Annotated in this window: 18 protein-coding genes; 9 read left to right on the top strand and 9 right to left on the bottom strand. The window is 67.2% G+C overall.

Annotated elements, in window-relative coordinates; all coding sequences use genetic code 11:
- Positions 1 to 258 precede the first annotated feature (258 nt).
- The 6 genes from OG804_RS22055 to OG804_RS22030 all read left to right on the top strand — a co-directional run bounded on the left by OG804_RS22055 (position 259) and on the right by OG804_RS22030 (position 5907).
- Positions 259 to 1356, top strand: a complete 1098-nt coding sequence (locus OG804_RS22055) for a DUF1707 SHOCT-like domain-containing protein (protein ID WP_328389434.1) — start codon at positions 259 to 261, stop codon at positions 1354 to 1356.
- 3 nt (positions 1357 to 1359) lie between these two features.
- Positions 1360 to 2145, top strand: coding sequence for a DUF1707 SHOCT-like domain-containing protein (locus OG804_RS22050; protein ID WP_328389432.1), 786 nt, complete (start codon positions 1360 to 1362; stop codon positions 2143 to 2145).
- Positions 2146 to 2449: 304 nt separating this feature from the next.
- A complete protein-coding gene (locus OG804_RS22045; protein ID WP_328389430.1) occupies positions 2450 to 3010 on the top strand; it encodes a PadR family transcriptional regulator in 561 nt (186 codons plus the stop codon).
- Positions 3003 to 4094 carry an inositol-3-phosphate synthase gene (locus tag OG804_RS22040; protein ID WP_328389428.1) on the top strand — a complete coding sequence of 364 codons (1092 nt, stop codon included), beginning with the start codon at positions 3003 to 3005 and terminating at the stop codon, positions 4092 to 4094. The genes OG804_RS22045 and OG804_RS22040 overlap by 8 nt, the downstream gene beginning before the upstream one ends.
- A gap of 326 nt (positions 4095 to 4420) precedes the next feature.
- A complete protein-coding gene (locus OG804_RS22035) occupies positions 4421 to 5359 on the top strand; it encodes a hypothetical protein (protein ID WP_328389426.1) in 939 nt (312 codons plus the stop codon).
- Positions 5360 to 5385: 26 nt separating this feature from the next.
- Entirely contained in the window at positions 5386 to 5907 is a 522-nt protein-coding gene (locus tag OG804_RS22030) for a type VII secretion system-associated protein (protein ID WP_328389424.1), read from the top strand.
- Between the two features lie 46 nt (positions 5908 to 5953).
- Here OG804_RS22030 and OG804_RS22025 read toward each other — a convergent pair whose 3' ends face one another.
- A complete protein-coding gene (locus OG804_RS22025; RefSeq protein WP_328389422.1) occupies positions 5954 to 6793 on the bottom strand; it encodes an SDR family oxidoreductase in 840 nt (279 codons plus the stop codon).
- A gap of 67 nt (positions 6794 to 6860) precedes the next feature.
- Between OG804_RS22025 and OG804_RS22020 the strand changes: the two genes are divergently transcribed.
- Entirely contained in the window at positions 6861 to 7454 is a 594-nt protein-coding gene (locus OG804_RS22020; protein ID WP_328389420.1) for a TetR/AcrR family transcriptional regulator, read from the top strand.
- A gap of 100 nt (positions 7455 to 7554) precedes the next feature.
- Here OG804_RS22020 and OG804_RS22015 read toward each other — a convergent pair whose 3' ends face one another.
- The 6 genes from OG804_RS22015 to OG804_RS21990 form a co-directional block, all read right to left on the bottom strand.
- Positions 7555 to 7980 carry a GyrI-like domain-containing protein gene (locus tag OG804_RS22015; protein ID WP_328389418.1) on the bottom strand — a complete coding sequence of 142 codons (426 nt, stop codon included), beginning with the start codon at positions 7978 to 7980 and terminating at the stop codon, positions 7555 to 7557.
- An 8-nt stretch (positions 7981 to 7988) separates the two neighbouring features.
- Entirely contained in the window at positions 7989 to 8456 is a 468-nt protein-coding gene (locus OG804_RS22010; RefSeq protein ID WP_328389416.1) for a GyrI-like domain-containing protein, read from the bottom strand.
- 170 nt (positions 8457 to 8626) lie between these two features.
- Complete coding sequence (locus tag OG804_RS22005; protein ID WP_328389414.1) at positions 8627 to 10966, bottom strand: transglycosylase domain-containing protein; 2340 nt, start codon at positions 10964 to 10966, stop codon at positions 8627 to 8629.
- 62 nt (positions 10967 to 11028) lie between these two features.
- Positions 11029 to 11913, bottom strand: a complete 885-nt coding sequence (locus OG804_RS22000; protein WP_442941596.1) for a carbohydrate ABC transporter permease — start codon at positions 11911 to 11913, stop codon at positions 11029 to 11031.
- Positions 11913 to 12863 carry a carbohydrate ABC transporter permease gene (locus OG804_RS21995; protein WP_328389410.1) on the bottom strand — a complete coding sequence of 317 codons (951 nt, stop codon included), beginning with the start codon at positions 12861 to 12863 and terminating at the stop codon, positions 11913 to 11915. The genes OG804_RS22000 and OG804_RS21995 overlap by 1 nt, the downstream gene beginning before the upstream one ends.
- A 124-nt stretch (positions 12864 to 12987) precedes the next feature.
- Positions 12988 to 14271, bottom strand: coding sequence for an ABC transporter substrate-binding protein (locus tag OG804_RS21990; RefSeq protein WP_328389408.1), 1284 nt, complete (start codon positions 14269 to 14271; stop codon positions 12988 to 12990).
- Between the two features lie 248 nt (positions 14272 to 14519).
- Between OG804_RS21990 and OG804_RS21985 the strand changes: the two genes are divergently transcribed.
- Positions 14520 to 15392: a DUF2786 domain-containing protein gene (locus tag OG804_RS21985; protein WP_328389406.1), complete on the top strand. Its 873-nt coding sequence runs from the start codon at positions 14520 to 14522 to the stop codon at positions 15390 to 15392.
- A 2-nt stretch (positions 15393 to 15394) separates the two neighbouring features.
- Positions 15395 to 15928, top strand: a complete 534-nt coding sequence (locus tag OG804_RS21980; RefSeq protein WP_328389404.1) for a TIGR04338 family metallohydrolase — start codon at positions 15395 to 15397, stop codon at positions 15926 to 15928.
- Between the two features lie 198 nt (positions 15929 to 16126).
- Here OG804_RS21980 and OG804_RS21975 read toward each other — a convergent pair whose 3' ends face one another.
- The gene (locus OG804_RS21975) at positions 16127 to 17116 is read right to left on the bottom strand and encodes an o-succinylbenzoate synthase (protein WP_328389402.1); all 990 of its coding nucleotides are present in this window, start codon (positions 17114 to 17116) and stop codon (positions 16127 to 16129) included.
- Between the two features lie 139 nt (positions 17117 to 17255).
- On the bottom strand, positions 17256 to 18434 hold the full coding sequence (locus tag OG804_RS21970) for a thiolase family protein (protein WP_328398607.1): 1179 nt from the start codon (positions 18432 to 18434) through the stop codon (positions 17256 to 17258).
- Positions 18435 to 18524 lie beyond the last annotated feature (90 nt).

Genomic DNA, 18524 nt, shown 5'->3' with positions numbered 1-18524 from the left:
ATCCGTCCGAGCGGATCCGGGTCGCCTGGGCGCGGTCGGACCTGCCGCGGCCGGCGGCGTATTCGCACGACGCGGGATTTTTCCGCTCCCGCGGTGCGGAGGCGCCCGGTCGCCGGGCGGTGGTGAATGCGTATCTCACATGCCGATTACCCCGCTTTTGGCGCACTTGGGCCATTCGGACGCCGCTTTTCGGTGGTAGCGGTCGCGGGAACGGCGGAAGGACGCGGTACCGGCCCAGGTGGCCCGTACGATCCTGAGGTGGCCACCGCAGTACCCGACGATCCCACCCGCGCACGGGATATCGATCGCGCCGAGACGTCCACCCTGCTGGACGCCGCGTACGCCGAAGGGCAACTGGACGCCGACGAATACCACGATCGGGTGGCGCGGGCGCGGGCCGCGAAGACTCTCGGTGCACTGCGGCCGTTGGTGGTGGATCTCCAGGTGCCCGCGGGAATGCGAGGTCTGCTGCCGCGACCGGAGGGCGATACCGGCCCGACGGTACGGCGGACCGGATCGCGCCCGGACTATTCGCCGCGTACGCGGGCCCGCGACGCCGACCGGGCGAACGCCGGCGAGCTCATCGATGCCGGCCGCCGTGACGGTCAGCTCACCGAGGAGGAACACCGGACGCTGACCGAACTGCTCGATTCGGCGCGCACGCTCGGCGAAATATCGGATCTGGTGTCCGATATCCAGGGCAGCCGCCGGGTGCCGCGTCGCCCGGCGCCCGCCGGATCGGACGGGCCCGGGTGGTATCCGGCGCTGCTGGTCGGGGTGGGCCTGCTGGCGGCTTTCGTGGGCTTCGCCGTGACCAGTCGCGATGCGGAACCTCCCGCACCGGCGGCCACCGCCGAGACCGTGTCGGGACTCGACGACGTGGAACCCGTGGTGATCGCGACCCCCGATCTCCTGACGGCCGACGGTATGACCGTCTTCCTGGAGCGGTATCGCACGAAATTCGGCGATCTGACGGCGGACAGTCTCCACCTCTACACCGAATTCGCGACAGTCGACCGGGCGGTGCCGGGCGCCCCGAACCGGGAGGTCGGATACGACTATCGCGGCGGGTTCCTGCAGTCCGGCGATATCACCTCGCGCAAGTCCGACACCCCGACGGTGGACCTGGCGACCCTGGACCCCGCCGCCGTCGCCGCGGCGGTCGCGACCGCGGCCGAGACCACCCGGGTGCCCGACGGGGCGGCCGACATGATCATCGTCGATACCGAGTCCGGCGGGGATCTCGCCGGCCGGCCGGTCGTCCGGATCGTCGTGAGCAACAAGTTCGACGAATCGGGCTCGATCTATCTGGATCCCCGCGGCGCGGTTCTCGACGTCCAGGTTTTCGAAGGGTAGAGCGTGGCGACGAACGAACTCCGGGCGCGCGACAGCGATCGGTCCGATACGTGCGGTCTCCTCGATACCGCGTTGGCCGACGGTCAGCTCACCGCCGGTGAGCACGAGCAGCGCACCGCGGCCGCGATGCGCGCGAAATCGTTCGGCGAACTCGACGCCCTGATCGAGGATCTACAGATTCCCGGCGAACTCGCGAGCACGCCGGTCGTGGTCGGCCGGCGGCGCGCACCTCGTTGGCGGGTCACGGTCGGTGTGGTGGTCGCGGCGCTGGCGTTCGGCGCGGTGGGCGGATTCTCGTCGCGTGGCGACGACTCCCCGGGTCCGCGGTCGGTGCAGCCGGATACGACGACCGCCGCCGGTATCGCCCGTTTCGTGGAGGCCTATCGCGCCGAGTTCGGCGATACGGTCGCCGACGAGTTCTCCTTCTACCCCGATCACGCGTCGTTCGACCGCTACGACCCCGGGACCGGGGTGCGGACCTCCTACAACTTCCGTGACGGTGCGTTCGACGAATGGACCACCAGCACCTCGCGTGACGCCGACGAACGCACCGTGGACGTGGCGAAGATCGATCTGGCCGCACTGGCGGGACTGCTCGCGGGGGCGCCGCGGACCCTGAACGCGCAGGGTGGCGCCGTGAGCCATATCTCGGTCGAATACGAGACATCGGGGCATGCCGACGCCGAGCCGATCGTGCAGGTTTTCGTGGACAACGCGGCGAAATCCGACCGCGGCTGGTTCGACCTGGCCTTCGACGGGGAACCGCTCGACGTCCGACCGATCGACTGAGGACCGGGGCCGCGGCGAGGCCGGACGATGGGCACGCCCCGCGCCCGTCCGCGGCGTCCTTCTACACCGGGCTCGGGCCGTGCCCGCAGATCGAGCATCGTGACCGTGACCGTGGCGTCGTCCGCCCCTGACCGGCCGGACTCTCCGGGTGAGGACAGTCCTCGACGACGGTCACGAAGATATGGGTTCACCTGGTCCTATGTGTGATGCATCGCGCTGAACTATGCGTGGTTATATCGGTCCGATATAGTGGGTAGTCGCATCCATCGGTTAGGTCTGTACGGAAGTCAGGGGGTGAAGCCCGTTGCTCGAACTGGCAATCCTCGGGCTGCTCCTGGAATCGCCCATGCACGGCTACGAGCTGAAGAAACGGCTCACCGGTCTGCTCGGGGCGTTTCGGGCTTTCTCCTACGGATCGCTGTATCCGACCTTGAAACGTATGAGTGCGGATGGGCTGATCGCGGAGGAAGGGCTCGAAGGCTTGGTGACCGCCCGCCGCGCGCGGCGGGTTTACCAGCTGACCCCGGAGGGTCGGGAGCGTTTCAAAGACCTCCTGGCCGATACGGGTCCGCAGAACTACACCGATGACGGCTTCGGCGTACACCTCGCCTTCTTCAGCCGCACCCCCGCGGAAGCGCGGATGCGGATCCTGGAGGGCAGGCGGCGTCAGGTCGAGGAGCGCCGAGAGGGGCTGCGGGAGGCGATCAAGAAAGCGAGTGGCTCGCTGGATCGCTACACCCGCCAGCTCCATCAACTCGGACTCGAATCAAGCGAGCGCGAAGTGCGCTGGCTCAACGAGTTGATTGCGGCGGAGCAATCGACGAAGGCGCCACCACAGAAAGAGGGAAATACCGGCCATGAGTAGTGGAGATACCAACAACCCCAGTGTTCGCGTCGCCATCGTAGGCGTGGGCAACTGCGCCTCTTCGCTGGTCCAGGGCGTGCAGTACTACCGGGATGCCGACGAATCCACGACGGTGCCCGGACTGATGCACGTGCGGTTCGGCGAATACCACGTTCGTGACGTGCAGTTCGTGGCCGCCTTCGATGTGGACGCCAAGAAGGTCGGCTTCGACCTGTCCGAGGCGATCTTCGCCAGCGAGAACAACACGATCAAGATCTCCGACGTACCGCCGCTCGGCGTGTCCGTCCAGCGCGGCCCCACCCTCGACGGCATCGGCAAGTACTACGCCGAAACCATCGAACTGGCCGAATCCGATCCGGTCGACGTCGTCAAGGCGCTGAAGGATGCCGAGGCCGACGTCCTCGTGTCCTATCTGCCGGTCGGTTCCGAAGAGGCCGACAAGTTCTACGCCCAGTGCGCGATCGACGCCGATGTGGCGTTCGTCAACGCGCTCCCGGTGTTCATCGCCTCGGATCCGGAATGGGCCGAGAAGTTCCGCGCCGCGGGCGTCCCGATCGTCGGCGACGACATCAAGAGCCAGGTCGGTGCCACCATCACCCACCGCGTGATGGCGAAACTGTTCGAGGACCGCGGTGTTCAGCTCGACCGCACCATGCAGCTGAATGTCGGCGGCAATATGGACTTCAAGAACATGCTCGAGCGTGAGCGGCTGGAGTCGAAGAAGATCTCCAAGACCCAGGCGGTCACCAGCAACCTGAAGAAGGAAATGGGCGCCGGCGATGTGCATATCGGCCCCTCCGACCACGTGGGCTGGCTCGACGACCGCAAATGGGCCTATGTCCGCCTCGAAGGCCGTGCCTTCGGTGATGTGCCGCTGAACCTGGAGTACAAGCTCGAGGTGTGGGACTCGCCGAACTCGGCCGGCATCATCATCGACGCGGTCCGCGCCGCGAAGATCGCCAAGGACCGCGGTATCGGCGGACCGGTCATCCCGGCCTCGGCATACCTGATGAAATCCCCGCCGAAGCAGCTGGCCGACGATATCGCCCGCACCCAGCTCGAGGCTTTCATCATCGACGCCTGAGTGTGCGGCTCGCCGGACGGGACAGGCCGACCGGGCTTTCCCGTCCGGGCGGCCTACCCGCGAAGGTGGCAGTAGGCCGGGCGTGAACGCTGAAAGTCGGGTCGGCTCACCCGGGTGAGAAGGGGCTCTCCCGCCGAGGCGGATAGGTCAGCTCCTTCGTGAAGCTCTGCGTTCATCCGCGCGTCTTCGGCGTGTTCGACCTCTGAGATGTCGGCTGAATTCGACTCCTCAGCTGTGAAAACCGTCGATAGGTGCCGAGCCGCTATAGATTTGTGTGGTGCTGCGAGAGATGTCCTCGACCCGGTGCGTGAGGAGGGCGGAGCAGCATGATCGATCCCAGAATGATCGATTTCAGCACGATCGGGATCGGTCCGGCGTGTCGATATGCGCGCGATCTCATCCGGCTGGAGTTTCAGCGCACGGCGTTGGCTCGGGTAAAGATGACCTCTGGTCTCGCCGATGAACTGAGAGAGGCAGCCCGCGCGTACTACCACGGTGACCGTGAAGCATACGACCGGGTGAAATCGCTGACCGGCACGACTTTCGAGGGCAAGCGGGTCAGGTTCCGGCCATCGGATGTGTGGAGTCGGCCGCTGAACGACTCCGATGGCAACCTCATCGGAGTCACCTTCGAACACGGGGGGGACAAATTCGGGTACGAAGATCTGGTCAGGTGGGCGGAACAGGAGACGAGACGGGCTGATACCGAGGTTGTCCCCAAGGTGCACGGGAAGTATCTTCCACCGGAAGATGCCCCGTGGGCCGAGGCCGTCCGCCGGTCGGGTCGACCACCCAAGTACACCTTCATTCATGGGGGAGCGATCCGAGGAGGAGACTCCGGCGACCACTTCTTGGTCAGTGTCAACCGAGGAGCCGGCAGCAACCATGAGTCCGATATCCGCAACGGATCCGACCCCAACTGGATCTCGGTGTACTTGGACGGACGCGAAGGCGGGGAAATGCTCGAGGCGCACGAGACCTCCGCCGTTCTCTTCGGCCTGAACCCGGCCGATGAGCTGGTACTCGTAGCGTGCGAAACCGCGAGATCCGCCACCTCTGCGGCACCGGGGGCCGCCGAGTACCTTCACTCGAAGCGGGTGGTCACCGGTAATATCCACGCCCCCACCGACGTGGCGAATACGCCGATTCCCGAGCACGCGGGAATGCCGACCGACTTGTATGTGAAGCGCGAAAGCCCTGATCGTCAGTTGTTCGAGACCTACTCGGCACCAGAACGCGAGTCGGCGCGACCTCAGGATTCGTGACAACGAACAGGAACGGGACACAGCCGATGGATCCATCCGCAGCAGTCCGTCAGGGCGACTGGTTCGTGCTCCTCGACCCGAGCTGGATCTCGGAAGGTCATCCCGGAGATCCTCCGCTGGAAGTCCTGGTCGGCGGATGGCGGCGCGAAAAGGACGGAGAACTAGGGCCTTTCCAGCCGAATCCCGGCTACCTTCCGCAATCCCCCCGAAGCCCCAGCGATCCCATCGACGCCCTGCTGCGCCTCATCGACCTAGGTGAGGACCGCGGCGACCGGATCGTTCCGACGCTCCTGCGCACAATCGTCGAGATCGCATGCGACGAGCAGGACCAGCCGCGGATAGCTTTCTCCCCGGACGGCATCCGATGTGTTGTCGTCGTCACCGCCGAAATTCACAAAAAACAGCTGGGCGTGCGGGACTGGGTACCAGTTGTCGGTTCCCAGCTGCACGAGGCCCTGCCCGAAGGCGTGGACGTATTGTTCAACCCCGGTAGCGATCATTCGTTCCGTCTCGGCGCCGACGCGATTCGTCCGGCCGGTCAGGTGTGACGCCACCGAGCGATGCCGTAGGTGTCGGGCAGTTCGCTTATCGGATTCAGCCGACGGGCGCGACGGGAACATCCCATTCGTCCAGCGCGGCGAGCTGGCCGGTCAGTTTGGTGCGGATCGCGTCGACGGCGTCACGCCCCACGGGCAGCCGCAGCGGCGGCGCAGCGGATTCGACGGCGTCGACTATCTGGCGCGCCGCCCGGTCAGGGTCGCCGTAAATGCTCGGATCGAGCTGGGCGAGCCGGTCGTGTGCGGCTTCGACACTGGCGGAGTAGTCCGGGTCCTTTGTGGGTGTGATTCCCAGCGATGCGACGAAACTCGTGCCGAACATCCCGGGCTCGACGATCGTCACCCCGATTCCGAGGTGGGCGATCTCCCGCGCCAGCCCCTCGTTCAACCCTTCGACCGCGAACTTGGTGGCCGCATAGATACCCAATCCCGGTGAGGGAGAGGCGACACCGGCTACCGACGAGATCTGCACGATATGCCCGCTCTTCTGCCCGCGCAGTACAGGTAGGGCCGCGCGGATCACGTTCAGGGATCCGAAAACGTTCGTCTCGAATATCTCCCGCACGGCGCTGTCGGGTACCTCCTCCGTGGCGCCGAATACCCCGTACCCCGCGTTGTTCACCACGACATCCAGGCGACCGAAGGTATTCACCGTCTGTGTCACGGCTTGCTGCGCCTGCTCCGCGTCGGTGACATCCAACCGGGTGACGAGGATGCGGCCGGGATGCGCTGCCGCGAGTTCGCGTAAGGACTGCGCGTGTGACGGGTTCCGAGCCGTTGCCACCACGCGTGCGCCCTCGGCGGCCACCGCTCGACTCACTGCCGCGCCGAATCCGGAGGAAGCGCCGGTTATCAGCCATACCCGATCGGTGTTCATTGTCGATCTCCTTCTTCGAACTATTTTAATACTGATCGTATCGTATCTGAAATGATAGAGTGGCGCCATGATGAAATCGGAGGAGGGGCGCGGACCGGGGCGACCGCGCAGCGAACGGTCGCGCCGAGCGGTTCTCGCCGCGGCACACGAACTGCTGACCGACAGTGGGTTGCCCGGGCTGAGCGTCGACGACCTCGCCGCACGAGCCGGGGTCAGCAAGAACACCATCTATCGGTGGTGGCCGACCAAGGCGGCGGTATTGATGGATGCCTTCACAGAAGCATTCGCCGACCGGATGGAGGCCCCGGCCGACGGTGATGCGCTGACCCGGTTGCGGATTCAGGCCCGGCGGGTGGCGGAGTTGATGAACACTCCTGAAGCTCGCCGTCCGTTCGTCGCCCTTGTCGCGGCGGCCCAGCACGATCCCGAACTCGCCGACGCGCTACGCGAACGATTCCTCGACGGCCGGCGAGCCGAGGTGAGCCGGCTCATCTCCACAGGGATCGCCGACGGCGACCTCCGGCGCAACCTCGACGCCGACGTCATCATCGATCTGATCTACGGAGCGCTCTACTATCGACTCCTCGTCAGCGGTGCGCGAATCGACGCGGCATACGCCGACCGGCTGATCGAGACGTTGACACCCATTGTCCGGGCCTGACTCAGCGGCTGCTCATTCGCGTGCGGGTGCTCGCGACGGTTACGTGCCGAGGACGCGCCGCCCGACCGTCACGACAGCGGACGCGATACGAGGAACACGGTCAGTCGAGGGAGACGTAGACCTCTACTGAGGTCGGGCCGATGTAGCGTTCCAGTTCGGCGGTGTGGGAGCGGGTTATCGTGCCCGCCTTTTCCGCTTCGCGGACCCTCGCCCATGCCGTGCGGAGGAGGTCGTAGGGTTTCTCGGTGACCACGAATTTCGCGTAGCGGCCGGTCGGGACTCGGGTGAGTACATCGCCGGGATCCAAGTCGTCCATAGCTTTTATCTCGTAGCCGAGTACGGCGACCGCGTGGTCCTGCTGGCCGATATAGGCGGCGACCCGGGGGACGTTCTTCTCTCGGCTGAGGTAGCGGTCCCAGGTGAAGTTCACCAGGTCGAGGTCGCGGGCGGTCACCTCACGACCGGCCAGCGGGATGGTGAGCCCGGCTACCAGGCTTTCGTCCAGTTCGACAATCTCGAAATCCACAGCTCTTCCTACCTGCTCGCCGAATCGTCTTCTGCCAGTGCCACGAACACTTCCACCGTGTTCCGGTCCGGGTAGCGTTCGTGGTCGCCGGTGTAGGAACGGGTCAGCCGGCCGCCGGCTTCGGCGTCCCAGATGGCGCGCCACAGGGTCACGATCGTTTCGCCGAGATCGTCGCCGCTGAGCGTGAAGCGGGCATAGCGGCCGGCGGGGATGCGGGCGAGGATATCGCCGGGCAGCAGGTCGTCGAGGCTGCGGCAGCGGTAGCCGATGATATGGGTGAGGTAGGAGTTGATCTCCGGCGCGTGGTCGACGAACGCGCTGGCCGGGGGGCCGGGTAAGGCTCGGGCCAGAGTGCGTTTCCAGGCTTCTTCGACTCTGGTGCGGCGCGGTCCTTCCACAGCGAGTGCCGGGCTGCGCAGCACCATTCCCGCCACCAGCGTTTCCGGGCGGTCAACGACATTGAATTCCACCGGCATAGCCCCTATGTCTCGTCATACGTCGTCGCTCGAGCGCTATCCTCCCGCACGCCCGTCCCGGCACGGGCGTCGGCCCGGGCCGGTCGGTCGGATGGGCGACATCTCACTCTGGCCAACGATGCTGCCATGCCGACCGTTCCTTCGGTGGTATCACGACCGGAATCCGTGGTTCACGGCACCGGGATCGTTACCCCCGGCAGGATTTCCACGACCCGGGGCGGCGGCGGAGGGGGCGGCGCCGCCGGGGGTGCTTCCACCGGGGGCGGGGCGGGAGCCCGTGGCACCGGCGCGGGTTCCGGCTCGGGTTCGGGTACATACGGTTCGGAAGCCGGCGGGATCACGATGAAGGGTTGCTGCTGCGACGGTTGCTGCTCCTGCGGTTGTGGCTCCGGTGGCGGGGGCGGCGGGTTGAGGATGTCGTAGGGGTTGCGCGAGGGTTGATCGGGCGCGGACGGGGCGCTGGATGACGGGGCCGGTGCGGGACCCGGCGCGCCTATCTGTTCGGTCGGAGTGTCGGCCAGGGCGCCGTCCATGGTTCGTTTCCAGATATCGGCGGGCAGACCCGATCCGTAGATGCGCCCGCCGCCCGCGGTCATGATCGGCAGGTTCAGCTCCGTGCCGACCCAGACCGCGGTGGACAGCGACGGGGTGAACCCGACCATCCAGGCATCCTTGTTCTGTCCGGTATCGCCCAGCTGGGTCGTGCCGGTCTTGGCCGAAGAGGGGCGGCCGTTGAGTCCGTGCCCGTTGGAGTACGAGGCGATCGGCAGCATGGCCGCGGCGGTCTGCGCGGCGATGGTCTGCGGTATCCGCTGCTCGCCGGGCGGCGGCTGCGCGCCGGTCCGCTGTTGCGGGTCGCCGCCGCGGTCCAGCAGTACCCGGCCGTCGCCGCGGACCACCCGCTGCACGAAGTACGGCTGGTGGTATTGCCCGTCGCCCGCGATGGTGGCGTAGGCCGAGGCCATGTCCAAGGGACGGACCAGGTACGTGCCCAGCACGATGGACGGCATGGGCGGGGCGCCCAGTTCGGTGAGGGACTGCCCCGGAACACCGGGGATGTCCTGGGGGATACCGGCCTGGTGGGCGGCGTCGGCGATCGCCTGGGGACCGTTGTTCATGGCCAGGGTGAGCCGATAGAAGCTGGTATTGAGCGAACGTTTGTAAGCCTCGCCCAGGCTGCAGGCGCCGCAGGATTCGTCTTCGACATTGCGGACCAGGACTCCGTTGACGTCCACGGGCGCGCTGTCGAACGCCCGGGACAGCGGGATGCCCTGTTGCAGCGCCGCGAGTACCGCGAAGGTCTTGAACGCCGAACCCGTCTGCACCGGGGCCTGGGCGAAATCGAAACCGATCCCGTCCGCGCCGCCGTAGTAGGCGCGAACCGCCCCGGACCGTGGATCGATGGACGCCACCGCCGCCCGGAGTTCCGGGGGCTGCCCGTCGAGAGTCTCGCCGGCGGCGGCGGTGGCGGCCTGCTGGGCCTTCGCGTCGATGGTGGTGGTGATCTGCAGGGCGCCGGTGTTCAGTTCCCGGTCGGAGATCCCGGCGTCGGACAGTTCGCGCAACACCTGCGTCTTGATATGCCCTTCCGGGCCGCGGGTGCTGCGGACGTCGTCCGGGGCGGGCGGGGGGATCGTCGGCGGGAAGTCGATCGTGTCGCGTTCGCCGGGGGCCAGGGTGTCCATCTCGACCATGCCGTTGAGCACGTAGTTCCAGCGTTGCAGCAGCTGGGGGAGCTGGGCCTGCGGATCCAGGCCGGACGGGGACCGGATCAACGCGGCCAGTACCGCTCCCTCGGCGACGGTGAGTTCGGAGACCGGTTTGCCGAAGTACGCCGTGGCCGCCGCGGCGATCCCGTAGGCGCCGCGGCCGAAGTAGATGGTGTTGAGGTAGGCGCCGAGGATCTCGTCCTTGCTCCATTCCTTCGACATCTTCGAGGAGATGATCAGTTCGTGCATCTTCCGGCTGACCGTGCGCTCGGAGCCGAGGAAAGCGTTCTTCACATACTGCTGGGTGATGGTGGAACCGCCGCCGGCGTTGGCCCGCCCCAAGGCGTTGTCCCGGACGGCGCGCAGCAGACCCGAAGCCGAGAAGCCGGGATTGGTGTAGAAGTTGCGGTCTTCCGCGGAGAGCACCGCGTCGCGCACGTGGTCGGGCACATCGGACAGCGGCACCGGGATGCGATTGCCCTCGGGGGGTACGACCTCGGCCAGTACGGTCGTGCCGTCGGAGGCGGTGATCCGCGCGGTCTGGTTGATCGGCACGGTTCCGGCGGGCGGGATCTCCGCGCTCCAATAAACCAGCGCCACCAGCAGCGCCGGTATGGCGACCAGGATGGTGAACAGCCACAGCACCAGGTGGCGGATGCGCTGGCCGCGCGTCCGATGTGGGCGGTTATAGGTGGGTGGGCGGGGACGGGGACCGGAGTCGTCCAGCTGTTTCCATCCGGCAATGGAGGGGTACTGCGGTGGTAGCGGACCACGGCGAGAACGGGACGAGCTCACGATCATCTCCTCTCGGAGCGTCGGAACAACTCAGGCGTACCATCGCCAGTCCTCAGGATACCCAGTGATCAGCTTTTGACGCCGCCGGCGGTGAGACCCGAAATGATGCGCCGCTGGAAAATGAGCACCAGAATCACCAGCGGCACGGTCACCAGCGTGCCCGCCGCCATAATCGCCGCATAGGGCTCTACCTGGGGATTGTTACCGGAGAATCGGGCGATCGCCACCGTCACCGGCTCCGTTTCGCTGCCCGAGAGCACCCGGGCGAGCAGATACTCGTTGACCGCGGCGATGAAGGCCAGAATCGCGGTGGTGAACACCGCGGGCGCGGCCAGCGGCAGCATGACCAGACGGAACGCCTGGATCTTGGTGGCGCCGTCGATACGAGCGGCTTCCTCCAGTTCCCACGGCAGTTCGGCGAAGAACGAGGCCAGGATGTAGACGGTCAACGGCAGCACGAACGAGATGTTCGGCAGGATGAGCGCCTGGTATTCGCCGATCCAGCCGATATCGGTGAACAGCTGGAACAGCGGAGTGACCAGAACCACCACCGGGAACATCGACGCGCTCAGGATCAGCCCGGACACCAGGTAGCGGCCGCGGAAAGTGAGCCGGGCCAGCGCGTAGGCGGCCATGATCCCGATGATCAGCGCGATGGCGGTACTGGCCGCACCGATGATCACGCTGTTGAGCAGAGCCTTGCCGAAATCGTTACCGCGGCTCGTGTCGAACGCGTCGCGGAAATTGTCCAACGTGACATGGGTGGGCCACGGTGTGGAGTCGAAGGTGTAGGCGGGGTCGCGGAAAGCGGTCACCGCCATCCAATAGAACGGGGCCAGCCCCCAGAGGAGCACGATCAGCGCACCCACGTAGATGCGCGCCGAACCGAGTTTGCGCCGCCACGCGGGCGCCGGTCCGGCGGTACCGGCTTTGTGTGTTGTCACCGCGGCCATCACGCCTTCCGCTGTTCTTCCTGCGTCCGCACCGCGTTCGCGCCCAATATCTTCACGAGTACGAAGGCCGCCGCGAAGATCAACAGGAAGGTGATCGTCGATAGTGCGGCCGCGCTGTTGGGTCCCTGCCGCGTCTGCTCGACCACCAGCACCGACAGGGTCCTGGTGGCCGGCAGATTATCGGTCATGATGGCGGGCAGGTCGTACATGCGCAGCGCGTCCATACTGCGGAACAGCACCGCGACCAGCAGCGCGGGCTTCAGCAGCGGCATGGTGATCTGAGTGAACCGCTGCCAGGCCGAGGCGCCGTCCACCCGGGCCGCCTCGTACACGTCCTCGGGGATGATCTGCAGACCGGCCAGCAGCAGCAGGGCCACGAACGGTGCGGTCTTCCACACATCGGCGGCGATCACCGCGAACCGGGCGGGCCAGGTATCGGAGGTCCACAGTATTTCCGTGCCGAACACGGTGTTGACGATGCCGTCGTACTGGAACATGAACTCCCAGAGCCGGGCCGTCACCGCGGTCGGGATGGCCCAGGGGATCAGCACGGCCGCCCGCAGCAGCGCCCGGCCACGGAAGGTCTTGCCCATCACCATCGCCATCCCCAGCCCGATCGCCACCTCGAGTGTCACGGTGACGACGGCGAAGAACAGGGTCACGCCGACCGCGCCCCAGAATTCGGCGCCCAGGTTGCCGGTGGGACATTCGGTGACGCCCCCGGTGATGACCTGGCACTGGCCGAGCAGCCAGTGCAGGTAGTTGTAGAAGGTGCCCTGGCCGCTGTCGACGAATCGGCCGGTCGTCTCGTCGAGCTGATCGTCGAAGTGGAACGACATCCACAGTGCCCGGATCACCGGGTAACCGATCACCACGGTGAGCGCTATCAGCACCGGCGCGACGAACAACCACGCCCGGCCCGACATCCGCGCTTCGTCGCGAAGCTTCATGGCCGTCCCACGATTACGCGCTGCGTTCGCGGGCTCATCTGTACGGACCGACGCCTGCGCGTCCGTTCCGGAAGGATCCGACACCGTTCTCTCTCCTGGCTCGCCGGGTCCGGTTGAACAATCACTACGATCCGGCCGTCTCGATGCCCTTCTGCATGCCGATGATCGCGTCGTTCACGGACTTGGTTCCGGTCAGGGCAGCATATGCGTTGTCCTGAATGGCTTTGGACACCGCCGGATAGAACGGGGTGACCGGTCGGGGCACCGCGCTGGCGATGGAATCCTTCAAGGCGGGCAGGTACGGCATCTTGGCGATGAGCGCCGGATCGTCGTAGATCGAGGCCCGCACCGACGGCAGTGCGCCGGAGGCGATGATGTGCTGGGCTTCCTCGCTGATCAGGTACTTCAGGAAATCCAGTGCCGTGGCCTTGTTCTCGGAATACGCGCTGATCGCGGCGTTGTAGCCGCCGAGAGTCGAAGCGCCGATGCCGGTGTCGCCGGGTAGCGGGGCCACGCCGAACTTGTCCTTCACGGCCGAGGCCTCCGAAGACGCGTCGCCGTAGGTGGACGGCCAGCTGCGCAGGAACATGAGCTTGCCCTGGTTGAAGGCGGCGCCGCTCTCCGGTTCCTGGAAGGTGATCGCCTCACGGGGTATATCACCGACCCGGAAGGCGTCCACCAGCTGTTCCAGGCCCGCCCGCGACTGCGGACTGTTCACCGTCGGCGTGCGGCCGTCGGTGCCGACGAAGGTGCCGCCGAACGCGTTGATCACCTCGGCGGTGTTCACGGTCAGACCTTCGTACGGCGCGAACTGGCCCGCATAGCAGCCGATCTGGTTATCGCGCGCCAGCGGGCAGCTCGCCCGCATCTCGGCCCAGGTACGCGGCGGCACCGGGACCAGATCCTTGCGGTAGAACAGCAGGCCGCCGTTGGTGTTGCGGGGGGCGGCGTAGAGGGTGCCGTTGTAGGTGGCGCTGGCGACGGGCGGGGACAGCAACGGGGAGGTGTCGATGGCGAACTGATCCTCGAGCGGCTGGATCCAGCCCTTCGCCGCGAATTCCGCGGTCCACGGAACGTCGAGCGCCACCACGTCGTAGTCCGACGATTTCGCGCGCATGTGCTCGACCAGATCGTCGTACTGCGCGGACGCGTCGTTGGACTGTTCCTTGTAGGTGACCTGTTCGTCCGGGTGGGTGGCGTTCCAGTTGTCGATCACCTGTTTGACCGCACCGGTTTCGGTGGTGTCCTTACCCTCGACGTAGGTGATCGGGCCGCGTCCGTCCTGGTTCCTGCCGAGCTGTTCGTCGGTATCGCTGGTGTTGCATGCGGTGGCAAAGGTCACGGTCAGCAGCGCGATCGGCCATAGGACGAGCGCGGCACGTAGAGACGGCACCTTCTTGAAAGCCATCGCGGAACTCCAGGGTCGACACGTGAGCGGCAGCACAAGGCAACATACATGGTGTGCACGTCGCGTGCCGGGTTCTCCCCGGACCGGAGTGAACGGCGGCTCCGGTTGCCGGTTCCCGGCCCGGCCCGGGCGAATAGTGCGGTTCAGGTATAACGACAGGTGAGAGGGTTTGTGAACCTCTCCCCGGCTCCGGGCCGGACCGGCCGCGGGTGGAGCCCGTGCGGCTACGCCGATTAGGCTGGTCCGCGATGTCCTCCGCCGACGCAGTATCCGATCGCCTGCTCACCAGGATCGGCGGACTGCTGCGCAAAGCCGAATCCACCGACAACGAACACGAGGCCGAGGCCTTCCTCGCCGCGGCCCAGCGGCTGGCCACCCGGTCCTCCATAGATCTGGCGGTGGCGCGGGCACACACCCGGGACCGGGAACGGCCCGCCGAGCTGATCCAGCGGATGATCCCGATCGGTGAACCCGGCCGAAAGGGTCTGCGCACCTATGTGCAGTTGTTCGTCGCCATCGCCGGGGCCAACGATGTGCGCTGCGATGTCGCCCGGACCTCGACACAGGTCTACGCCTACGGTTTCGCCGCCGATATCACGGTCTGCGAGGCGCTGTACTCGAGCCTGCTGGTGCAGATGGTGCGGGCGTCGGACCGGTACATCAAATCCGGCGAGTACCGGTCGGCGACGATGGAGAAGGTCGTCGCCGAACGCCGGCGCGGCCGCCGGGTGCGCCGGGTGGTGCGGGTCCCGGTCGCCGGGGTGACGGCCCGCCTGAACTTCCAGATGGCATTCGCGGAACGGATCGGCCTCCGGTTGGCCGAGGCCAAACAGGAGGTCGAACGCGCCGCGACCACCCGTGACACGCACGCCGCCGACCCGATCTCCCAGGAGCAGGCCGCGGGAACGGCGCTCGCGTTGCGGGGCAAGGAGATCGAACTGGCGGATTTCTACACGCGTAACTCTGAGGCCCGCGGTACCTGGCGGGGACCGCATACATCCACCGGTTACGCTCCGGACGCCCGGCGAGCGGGCGACCGAGCCGGTCGGGCGGCCAGGCTGGGCTTCGCGCCGGAACTGGATTCCGGTCGGGGACAGCTCATCGGCGGCGTGGGGGAGTAGCGGTGTCCGCGGTGCGAGATACGCAGCGCGCGAGGGTCTACGACGCCGAGCAGTTGGTACGCGTGATATTCGACCGGGCCGCCGAATTCGGGCATCGCACGATCGAACTGCACGGTTCGCGATTGACCCTGCCCGACGAACGGAAATTCGCCTCGGTGGAATCGGTGCAGCGGTACTGCGATCGCGTCCTCGCCCTGGGCTGGGTCGCCTCGAACTGGGCCCGCGCCGGGGTGCCCATCCGGGTTCGCGCCCGCGCCGGGACTGTCGCCGCCCACTACGAATCGGATCCCGCCGTGCTGGCGGTGCCGGTGCACGCAGATCGCGCGTCGCGCGGCGGCAGATCCGCGTGGGCGCTGCGGGAGCTGGTGGTCCTGCACGAACTCGCCCATCACCTCGAACCACGGCCCGCCGCGGTGGCGGCGCACGGGCCCGGATTCTGCGGACGGTACGTGGAATTGGTCGACGGGGTGATCGGGCCGGAAGCCGGTCTGCTGCTGCGCGTCACGCTGCACGACTGCGGGGTTCGGCTGGGGTGAGCTGTGTTTATTTGCGCCGCCTGCGGCGGCGCGGGTTGCGGCCCCTGAGGGCCCGCGTTTCAGCGCCCGAGACTCGCGCCTGCGGCGCATGCGTTTCGGGCGCTGAAATGCGGGCCGGGCCGCAACCTTTGTGAGCCTCGCTGAACTCGGCGCGGGGTGGGTACGACGGTCCGGAGTTCGCCGAGCCGTCCGAGGGGTTCAGTCCCGCGTGCCGTAAGCGCGCCATATGCGCAGGAACCGCTCGGTCCACCAGGCCGTGCGATCCGGGTCCGGGTGGCGGTATTTCTCCAGCAGGGCCGGGTCGGGATCCGGGCTGGTACGGGGTACCGGGAGGTAGCCGTCCACCGGGCGCAGCGAATCGGTGACCAGATCGCCTTCGAACAGGGTCACGGTGCCGAGGCCGCAGGCGTGGTCGAGGTGCGGCAGCGACCCGGCGAGGGCGAGTTGTGCGGCGAGTCCGACGCTGGTTTCCAGCGCCGACGAGATGACGCACGGCAGTCCGGCCGCGGCGGCTACGTCGAGCGCTCGCCGGACGCCCCCGAGCGGGGTGCATTTGAGCACCGCGATATCCGCGGCGCCGGCTACCGCCACCCGTAGCGGGTCTTCGGCGCGGCGAATGGATTCGTCGGCCGCGATCGGGACTCCGACACGGCGCCGCACCGCCGCGAGTTCCTCGAGTGTGCGGCAGGGTTGTTCCACGTATTCCAGGCCGTCGGCCGCCCTGTCGATTTCGCGGATAGCGCGGATCGCCGTATCCACGTCCCATACGGCGTTGGCGTCGACCCGGATCGCCCCGGCGGGGCCCAGCGCCGACCGTACGGCCTCCACCCGGGCCAGATCCTCGGCCAGTGCGTCCGGGTGATCGGCGACTTTCACTTTCGCCGTGCGGCAGCCCGATCCGGCCACGAGTTCATGGGCCCGCTCCGGTGTCACCGCGGGGACGGTGCAGTTGACGGGAATCCGGTCCCGCAGCGGTTCCGGCCAGCCCACGGTGATCTGTTCGATTGTCGTGGCCAGCCAGTGCGCCGCCTCGCGGTCGTCGTATTCGACGAACGGACAGAACTCGCCCCAACCGCCCGGCCCGCGTACCAGCACGCCTTCGCGCACGGTGATCCCGCGGAACTTCGACCGCATGGGGATCGCGTAGACGTGGATCGCGTCGAGCCGGGGCAGTTCGCTCACCGGCATCACACTAGGCCAGACCTGGTGAACCCGACGGGCCGCCGTTCGGGGTGCGCCGCCGACCCTCGGATCCGACGCGCCTCGCACCCCGCCCTGGATCCGCGGCGGGTGCGCGCGGATCCAGGGACGATCGGCCGGGCTCGATTCAGAGAAGTTCGAGGACGGTCGCGTTGGCGAGCCCGCCGGCCTCGCACATGGTCTGCAGGCCGTAGCGGGCGCCGCGTTCCCGCATGGCGTGGACGAGGGTGGTCATCAGCCGGGCCCCGGACGCGCCGAGCGGATGCCCGAGCGCGATCGCGCCGCCGTTGACGTTCACTCGCCGCGGATCGGCGCCGGTGTCGTGCGCCCAGGCCGCGACGACGGACGCGAACGCCTCGTTGATCTCGATCAGATCGATATCGGCGAGGGTGAGGCCGGCCCGGTCCAATACTTTGCGGGTCGCGGGGATGACGCCGGTGAGCATGAACAACGGGTCGTCCCCGGCGACCGCGAAACTGTGCAGCCGAGCAAGCGGGCGCAGGCCGAGTTCGCGGGCCCGCTCGCTGGTGGTGATCAGGACCGCGGCACTGCCGTCGCTGATCTGGCTCGCGGTCGCGGCGGTGATGTTCCAGCCGATCTGGGGGAAGCGTTCGGCCATGGCCGCGTCGTAATACGCGGGTTTCAGCCCGGCCAAGGTGTCCAGGGTGGAACCCGTGCGGATGCCTTCGTCGGTTTCGAGTCCGGCCAGCGGGGCGAGTTCCGCGGCGAACCGGCCGTCCTTCGTGGCCCGGGCGGCTTTCTCGTGGCTGGCAAGTGCGAATTCGTCCAGCTGTCCGCGGGACAGCCCCCATTTCGCGGCGATGAGTTCGGCGCTGATCCCCTGGGGGACCAGCCCTTCCGGGTATCGCTGGGCGAAACCCACGCCCGAGATATCGCCCGCGCCCGCGGGTATTCGGGCGCTGGCCCCCATCGGCACCCGGCTCATGGATTCCACGCCGGTGGCCACCACCATGTCGTAGGCGCCGGCGATCACCCCCTGTGCGGCGAAGTGGACGGCCTGCTGGCTGCTGCCGCACTGGCGGTCCACCGTCGTCGCCGGCACCGATTCCGGGAATCCGGCGGCCAGCGCCGCCCGCCGGGTCATGTTCACTCCCTGTTCGCCGACTTGGCTCACGACCCCGCCGATCACATCGTCGATCAGGGCCGGGTCCACGCCGGTGCGGGCGACCAGGGCGCTCAGGCTGTGCGCCATGAGGTCCACGGGGTGGATCCCGTGCAGGGCGCCGCTGGATTTTCCGCGCCCGATGGGGGTTCGTACCGCATCGACGATCACCGCGTCTCGCATGTTGATTCCTTCCGCCACCAGAGCGTTCCTCTGGCTAAAGTTATCTATAGCCAGAGTAGGTGCTGACATTAGTAGAGGCAAGTCAGCATG

The organism is Nocardia sp. NBC_00416 (genome assembly GCF_036032445.1).
Taxonomy (GTDB): domain Bacteria; phylum Actinomycetota; class Actinomycetes; order Mycobacteriales; family Mycobacteriaceae; genus Nocardia.
Note: the sequence above shows the minus strand (reverse complement) of the source record. Positions and strands in the feature narration are given on the sequence as shown.

Bases quoted from the DNA above. Each gene is read 5' to 3' on its own strand.
- OG804_RS22040 (WP_328389428.1), top strand. From the start codon at position 3,003: ATGAGTAGTGGAGATACCAACAACCCCAGTGTTCGCGTCGCCATCGTA.
- OG804_RS22035 (WP_328389426.1), top strand. From the start codon at position 4,421: ATGATCGATCCCAGAATGATCGATTTCAGCACGATCGGGATCGGTCCG.
- OG804_RS22030 (WP_328389424.1), top strand. From the start codon at position 5,386: ATGGATCCATCCGCAGCAGTCCGTCAGGGCGACTGGTTCGTGCTCCTC.
- OG804_RS22025 (WP_328389422.1), bottom strand. From the start codon at position 6,793: ATGAACACCGATCGGGTATGGCTGATAACCGGCGCTTCCTCCGGATTC.
- OG804_RS22020 (WP_328389420.1), top strand. From the start codon at position 6,861: ATGATGAAATCGGAGGAGGGGCGCGGACCGGGGCGACCGCGCAGCGAA.
- OG804_RS22010 (WP_328389416.1), bottom strand. From the start codon at position 8,456: ATGCCGGTGGAATTCAATGTCGTTGACCGCCCGGAAACGCTGGTGGCG.
- OG804_RS22005 (WP_328389414.1), bottom strand. From the start codon at position 10,966: ATGATCGTGAGCTCGTCCCGTTCTCGCCGTGGTCCGCTACCACCGCAG.
- OG804_RS22000 (WP_442941596.1), bottom strand. From the start codon at position 11,913: ATGGCCGCGGTGACAACACACAAAGCCGGTACCGCCGGACCGGCGCCC.
- OG804_RS21995 (WP_328389410.1), bottom strand. From the start codon at position 12,863: ATGAAGCTTCGCGACGAAGCGCGGATGTCGGGCCGGGCGTGGTTGTTC.
- OG804_RS21990 (WP_328389408.1), bottom strand. From the start codon at position 14,271: ATGGCTTTCAAGAAGGTGCCGTCTCTACGTGCCGCGCTCGTCCTATGG.
- OG804_RS21985 (WP_328389406.1), top strand. From the start codon at position 14,520: ATGTCCTCCGCCGACGCAGTATCCGATCGCCTGCTCACCAGGATCGGC.
- OG804_RS21975 (WP_328389402.1), bottom strand. From the start codon at position 17,116: ATGCCGGTGAGCGAACTGCCCCGGCTCGACGCGATCCACGTCTACGCG.
- OG804_RS21970 (WP_328398607.1), bottom strand. From the start codon at position 18,434: ATGCGAGACGCGGTGATCGTCGATGCGGTACGAACCCCCATCGGGCGC.